Origin of the sequence: Streptomyces oryzae, from assembly GCF_017676365.1 — a bacterium.
GTDB lineage: Bacteria > Actinomycetota > Actinomycetes > Streptomycetales > Streptomycetaceae > Streptomyces > Streptomyces oryzae.
In genome coordinates this window covers 89,180-95,515 of the sequence record NZ_JADKMA010000004.1, presented here as the reverse complement: position 1 = coordinate 95,515, position 6,336 = coordinate 89,180, and the positions used below count along the sequence as shown (strand labels likewise).

The 6,336-nt window shown below is 66.5% G+C and carries 6 protein-coding genes; all 6 read right to left on the bottom strand.

Going from position 1 to position 6,336, the window contains the following annotated elements; translation table 11 throughout:
- Positions 1-70 precede the first annotated feature (70 nt).
- Entirely contained in the window at positions 71-820 is a 750-nt protein-coding gene (prcA, locus tag ITI46_RS01525) for a proteasome subunit alpha (RefSeq protein ID WP_209237359.1), read from the bottom strand.
- Positions 821-853: 33 nt separating this feature from the next.
- The gene (gene prcB, locus ITI46_RS01520; RefSeq protein WP_209237357.1) at positions 854-1,699 is read right to left on the bottom strand and encodes a proteasome subunit beta; all 846 of its coding nucleotides are present in this window, start codon (positions 1,697-1,699) and stop codon (positions 854-856) included.
- A complete protein-coding gene (locus ITI46_RS01515; protein ID WP_307808017.1) occupies positions 1,651-2,163 on the bottom strand; it encodes an endonuclease VII domain-containing protein in 513 nt (170 codons plus the stop codon). Before ITI46_RS01515 ends, prcB begins: the two co-directional genes overlap by 49 nt.
- Before the next feature lie 86 nt (positions 2,164-2,249).
- Complete coding sequence (locus ITI46_RS01510; protein WP_209237354.1) at positions 2,250-2,468, bottom strand: ubiquitin-like protein Pup; 219 nt, start codon at positions 2,466-2,468, stop codon at positions 2,250-2,252.
- A 145-nt stretch (positions 2,469-2,613) separates the two neighbouring features.
- Positions 2,614-4,125 carry a depupylase/deamidase Dop gene (gene dop / locus ITI46_RS01505; protein WP_209237352.1) on the bottom strand — a complete coding sequence of 504 codons (1,512 nt, stop codon included), beginning with the start codon at positions 4,123-4,125 and terminating at the stop codon, positions 2,614-2,616.
- A 231-nt stretch (positions 4,126-4,356) separates the two neighbouring features.
- Positions 4,357-6,123: a proteasome ATPase gene (arc, locus tag ITI46_RS01500; RefSeq protein ID WP_209237350.1), complete on the bottom strand. Its 1,767-nt coding sequence runs from the start codon at positions 6,121-6,123 to the stop codon at positions 4,357-4,359.
- Between the last annotated feature and the right edge of the window lie 213 nt (positions 6,124-6,336).

Sequence of the window (6,336 nt, the reverse complement as noted above, 5' to 3'; positions counted from 1 at the left end):
GCACCCCTGACGGGCACCCCCTCCGAGACCCCCGCCCCTCGAATTTCCGGGCGGGGGTCCGGTCCGGGTCTTACTTCTCCTCGCCGCCTTCGGACTCGCCCTCCGTGCTCTCCGGAGCCGGGGTCTCCTCCAGAAGGCGGCTCACCTGGCCGGCGGGCACCCGCTTGAACTTGCGCCGCTGAGGGCGCTCGCGGTCCAGCACGGCCACCTCCAACTGCTCGGCCGTCAGGGTCCGTTCACTGCCGTTGCTGTCTCTCTTGAGTGCCTCGACGGCCAGCTTCAGCGCCTCGCCCAGCGACATTCCCTCCCGGTGCCGCTGGTCCATGTAGCTGCCGATCTGATCGGAGTTGCCGCCCACGGCGACCGAGCCGTGCTCGTCCACGATCGATCCGTCGTGCGGCAGCCGGTAGATCTGGTCGTCCTCGGGGGCCGGGCCCACCTCGGCGACGATCAGCTCCACCTCGTAGGGCTTCTCCGCGTTCGCGGAGAAGATCGTGCCCAGAGTCTGGGCGTAGACGTTCGCGAGACCGCGCGCCGTGACGTCCTCGCGATCATAGGTGTAGCCCCGCAGGTCGGCGTAGCGGACGCCGCCGATGCGCAGATTCTCGAACTCGTTGTACTTGCCGACTGCGGCGAAGGCGATCCGGTCGTAGATCTCGCTGACCTTGTGCAGTGCCCGAGAGGGGTTCTCGGCGACGAAAACGATGCCGTCCGCGTACTGCAACACGACCACGCTGCGTCCGCGCGCGATGCCCTTGCGGGCATACTCGGCGCGGTCGGCCATTGCCTGCTGGGGTGACACATAGAACGGCGTCGACACCGGCTATCCGTCCCTTCCTGTCGAATGAGTGCTCTAGGAGACGGGGGCCTGCGGCCCGTTGGGCAGCCGGAGGCGGCCGTCGTACACCGTCTGCGCCAGCCCCGAGACCTCCTCCTCGCTCAGCCTGCGGTATCCGTCCTCGGTGATGGCCACGATGACCGGGTAGATACGGCGCACCATGTCGGGGCCGCCGGTCGCCGAGTCGTCGTCCGCCGCGTCGTAGAGCGCCTGGAGGACCATGGTGGCGGCGTCCTCCTCGGTCATCTCGTCCCGGTAGAGCTTCTTGAGCGAGCCGCGCGCGAAGACGGAGCCGGAGCCGACTCCGGCGAAGCCCAGTTCCTCGGAACGGCCTCCTGTCACGTCATAGGAGAAGATCCGGCCCTTGCCGCGGTCCAGGTCGTACCCGGCGAACAGCGGCACCACGGCGAGCCCCTGCATGGCCATGCCCAGATTGCCGCGGATCATCGTGGAGAGGCGGTTGGCCTTGCCCTCCAGGGAGAGGGTGGACCCCTCCACCTTCTCGAAGTGCTCCAGCTCCAGCTGGAACAGCTTCACCATCTCCACCGCCAGGCCCGCGGTGCCCGCGATGCCGACGGCGGAGTGCTCGTCGGCGGGAAAGACCTTCTCGAGATCCCGCTGCGCGATGACATTGCCCATGGTCGCCCGCCGGTCCCCGGCCAGCACCACACCGCCGGCAAAGGTCGCGGCCACGATCGTCGTCCCGTGCGGCGCCTGCACGGCACCCTCCACGGGCGGCAGGGGCCGGTTGCCCGGCAGCTGCTCGGGGGCATGAGCTGACAGGAAATCCATGAAGGAGGACGATCCCGGCGTCAGGAAGGCAGCCGGTAGACGCCCGGTGCTACCAATTTCGGCTTCCACACGTTTCCTTCCACGTAGGCGGCCGCACGCCGCATGACGTCCGGCCGGTCCCTGAACTGCCCCAGTGCGGCATTGCAGCTGAAGCACAGTACGCCTCGGACCCTACCCGTCTCATGATCGTGGTCCACATGCTCGGGAGCGGGCTTGAGGCAGATCGGGCAGATACCGAACTGCTCGTCCAGTAGAGCTTTGCGCTGGTCCACGGTCATGCCGTATTTGCGACGGAAATATGACTCTCGGTTCCGTTCGACCCTGCACTCTCGGCAATAGCTGGCCCAACCGTCGGAGGTCGCCTTGTTTCGCTCCCATGCGGAATGCGGCTTCACCTCTTTACACTGCGGGCACCGCTTATGGCCTCGGGGAACAGGGAACTTCTCCCGCACTGTGCGCCCGAAAGCCGCCTGGCGCTGCCGGTAGTACTCAGCCGAGCACTTCCGGCAGTACGCTTGACGACCGCCTTTCATCGCCTTGTTCCGAGCGAAAGAGCCAAGCGGTAGCACCTGCCGACACCGCGAGCATTTCCTCCGCTCCCCCGAATCGGACATTCAGGTCATTCCCCACCTTTTTGCACAAATGACCTCACGAAGTCCTCGGCGTTCTCTTCGAGCACATCGTCGATTTCGTCCAGCACCGAGTCCACGTCGTCCGAGAGCGCCTCCTGGCGCTCCTTGAGGTCCTCGGAGACCTGCGCGTCCTGGGTCTGCTCCTCGGTCTCCTCGGTGTGACGCGTGGACTTCTGCTGTCCGCCGCCAGTGTCCTTGGTCGCCATTTCCCTCACCCCGCTCGGTTCGGTGGTGTACGCGGAACGTACAAGATCAGACCCTACAAGCCGGGACTGACATCGGCTCCTTCGTTGTTACAACGTCCGGCAACCACCTCGATGATTCCCGGACCGCGGACCGAATAGCCGCGATTCAGCCGCCCGAAAGCACCTTCACCAGCTCTTCTGCCGTGCGGCAGCGGTCCAGCAGTTCCTTGACGTGGTTACGGGTACCCCGCAGCGGCTCCAGGGTCGGGACCCGCTGCAGAGAGTCACGGCCGGGCAGGTCGAAGATGACCGAGTCCCAGGAGGCGGCGGCCACGTCGTCGGCGTACTGCTCCAGACAGCGGCCGCGGAAGTAGGCGCGGGTGTCCTCCGGGGGCTTGAAGGTGGCCTCCTTGACCTCCTCCTCGGACAGCAGCCGCTGCATGCTGCCACGGGAGACCAGCCGGTTGTAGAGGCCCTTGTCGGGGCGTACGTCCGCGTACTGCAGGTCCACCAGGTGCAGCCGCGGGGCGTCCCAGTCGAGCCCGTCACGGCGGCGGTAGCCCTCCATCAGCTCGCGCTTGGCGACCCAGTCCAGCTCCCCGGCCAGGCTCATGGGGTCGCGTTCGAGCCGGCCCAGCACGTCCTCCCAGCGGGCCAGCACATCGCGGGTCTGCTCGTCGGCGTCGGCGCCCCAGCGCTCCTCGACGTACTTGCGGGCCAGCTCGAAGTACTCCATCTGGAGCTGTACCGCAGTGAGTGTGCGGCCGTTGCGGAGAGTGATCAGCCGTTCGAGTGTCGGGTCGTGGGAGACCTGGTGCAGGGTACGGACGGGCTGGTCGACGGCGAGGTCGACGGCGATGAAACCGTCCTCGATCATGGAAAGGACCAGCGAGGTCGTGCCCAGCTTGAGGTAGGTGGAGACCTCCGAGAGGTTGGCGTCCCCGATGATCACATGCAGCCGCCGGTACTTCTCGGCGTCCGCGTGCGGCTCGTCGCGGGTGTTGATGATGGGCCGCTTGAGTGTGGTCTCCAGCCCGACCTCGACCTCGAAGTAGTCGGCGCGCTGGCTGAGCTGGAACCCGTGCTCGCTGCCGTCCTGGCCCAGCCCCACGCGTCCGGCCCCGCAGACGACCTGCCGGGAGACGAAGAAGGGGGTCAGATGCCGGACGATCTCCGAGAACGGGGTCTCCCGCTTCATCAGATAGTTCTCGTGCGTGCCGTAGGAGGCGCCCTTGTTGTCGGTGTTGTTCTTGTACAGGTGGATCGGGCTGGTGCCGGGCACCTCGGCCGCGCGCTCGGCGGCCTCGGCCATGATCCGCTCGCCTGCCTTGTCCCACAGCACGGCATCCCGCGGGTTGGTGACCTCGGGTGCACTGTACTCGGGGTGGGCGTGGTCGACGTAGAGCCGGGCTCCGTTGGTGAGGATGACATTGGCCAGGCCGATGTCCTCGTCCGTCAGCTGGCTGGCGTCGGCCGACTCGCGCGCCAGATCGAAGCCGCGGGCGTCCCGCAGCGGGTTCTCCTCCTCGAAGTCCCAGCGGGCGCGGCGCGCCCGGTGCATCGCTGCCGCGTAGGCGTTGACGACCTGGGACGAGGTGAGCATGGCATTGGCGTTGGGGTGGCCGGGCACGGAGATGCCGTACTCGGTCTCGATGCCCATTACGCGCCGTACGGTCATGCTGCCCTCCTTGCCTGACGGCGGCCCGCCGGTGGACCACCGTTCAAGTCCCGCTGCGCATCCGTCCCGTGTGCGGCCCCCTCCTGCGCACTGCGCGTCGCGGCGGTAGGGAAGAGCCTATGACGCACGGAGAGGAGTGGGGAGATCACTCTGCGGACTTCCTTGGTGCTCCGGGAAACAATCCGGCTGCGGGTACCCCGGGCGGGGACCCGCAGCCGGAATCGGTCCTCGTTACAGGTACTGACCGGTGTTGGCGACGGTGTCGATGGAACGGCCGGTGTCCGCTCCCTGCTTTCCGGTGACCAGGGTGCGGATGTAGACGATCCGCTCGCCCTTCTTGCCGGAGATGCGGGCCCAGTCGTCCGGGTTGGTGGTGTTGGGCAGGTCCTCGTTCTCCTTGAACTCGTCCACGCAGGCCGACAGGAGGTGGGAGACTCGCAGACCCTTCTGGTTGTGGTCCAGATACGCCTTGATCGCCATCTTCTTCGCGCGGCCGACGATGTTCTCGATCATGGCGCCGGAGTTGAAGTCCTTGAAGTAGAGGACTTCCTTGTCACCGTTGGCGTAGGTGACCTCGAGGAAGCGGTTCTCCTCCGATTCCGCGTACATCTGCTCCACGACCGACTGGATCATGGCGTCGCAGGCGGCCTCCACATTGCCGCCGTGCTCCGCGACGTCGTCCGCGTGCAGTGGCAGGTTCGGGGTGAGGTACTTGGAGAAGATGTCCTTGGCGGCCTCGGCGTCCGGGCGCTCGATCTTGATCTTCACGTCCAGCCGGCCGGGACGCAGGATCGCCGGGTCGATCATGTCCTCGCGGTTCGAGGCGCCGATGACGATGACGTTCTCCAGGCCCTCCACGCCGTCGATCTCGGAGAGCAGCTGCGGGACGATGGTGTTTTCCACGTCCGAGCTTACGCCCGAGCCACGGGTGCGGAAGAGGGAGTCCATCTCGTCGAAGAAGACGATGACGGGTGTGCCCTCGCTGGCCTTCTCCCTGGCCCGCTGGAAGACGAGCCTGATGTGCCGCTCGGTCTCGCCCACGTACTTGTTGAGCAGCTCGGGGCCCTTGATGTTGAGGAAGTAGCTCTTCCCCTGGGGCTTGCCGGTGACCTCGGCGACCTTCTTGGCCAGCGAGTTGGCCACCGCCTTGGCGATCAGCGTCTTGCCGCAGCCGGGCGGGCCGTAGAGCAGCACACCCTTGGGCGGGCGCAGTTCGTGCTCCCGGAAGAGGTCCGGGTACAGATACGGGAGCTCGACCGCGTCCCGGATCTGCTCGATCTGTCCGCCGAGGCCACCGATCTTGGTGTAGTCGATGTCGGGGACCTCTTCGAGGACCAGTTCCTCGACCTCGCTCTTGGGCACGACCTCGTAGACGTAGCCGGAGCGGCTCTCCAGCAGCAGGGCGTCCCCGGCCCGCAGCGTGGCGTTCAGCAGCGGCTCGGCGAGGCGTACGACGCGCTCCTCGTCGGTGTGGCCGACGACCAGCGCTCGCTCTCCGTCGTCGAGTACTTCCTTGAGGGTGACGATGTCACCCGCGCGCTCGAACTCCATGGCCTCGACCACGTTGAGCGCCTCGTTCAGCATCAGCTCCTGGCCGCGCTGCAGCGTCTGGAGGTCGACGTTGGGGCTGACGTTCACCCGGAGCTTTCTGCCTCCGGTGAAGATGTCGGCCGTGTCGTCCTCGTTGGCCTGCAGGAAGACCCCGAAGCCCGCCGGCGGCTGGGCGAGCCTGTCGACCTCTTCCTTGAGGGCCACGATCTGGTCACGCGCCTCGCGGAGCGTGTTGGAGAGCCGCTCGTTCTGGGCGGACACACCGGCCAGGTTGGTCTGCAGCTCGACGATCCGCTCCTCGAGAATACGAGTGTGCCGCGGAGAGTCGGCGAGCTTGCGGCGCAGGACGGCGATTTCCTGCTCAAGGTAGGCGATCTGGCCGGACGGGTCTTCGGAGCCCCGACCGGGCCGGATGCCGCGGTTGGTGTCGTCGTCGTGGGCTGCCACGGTCCTCACCTCCTCCAGGGGGAGCTGGACGCTTCGACCCTACCTGGGCCGGTGCGGGTTGAAACCCCTAGATCACAAAGACGGTCGGGGTGTGTCCGATCTTCACCCTTGCGCACTCCCTCAGGACTGGGAATACCCACACACAACCATCTGAAAGCGACCGGTTGTGGTGTCGAGACGTTCAACACCCTTCAAGGGCCGCACTATTTCGTC

Coding starts and splice junctions, on each gene's coding strand:
- ITI46_RS01510 (WP_209237354.1), bottom strand. CDS start 2,468: ATGGCGACCAAGGACACTGGCGGCGGACAGCAGAAGTCCACGCGTCAC.
- ITI46_RS01515 (WP_307808017.1), bottom strand. CDS start 2,163: ATGAAAGGCGGTCGTCAAGCGTACTGCCGGAAGTGCTCGGCTGAGTAC.
- dop (WP_209237352.1), bottom strand. CDS start 4,125: ATGACCGTACGGCGCGTAATGGGCATCGAGACCGAGTACGGCATCTCC.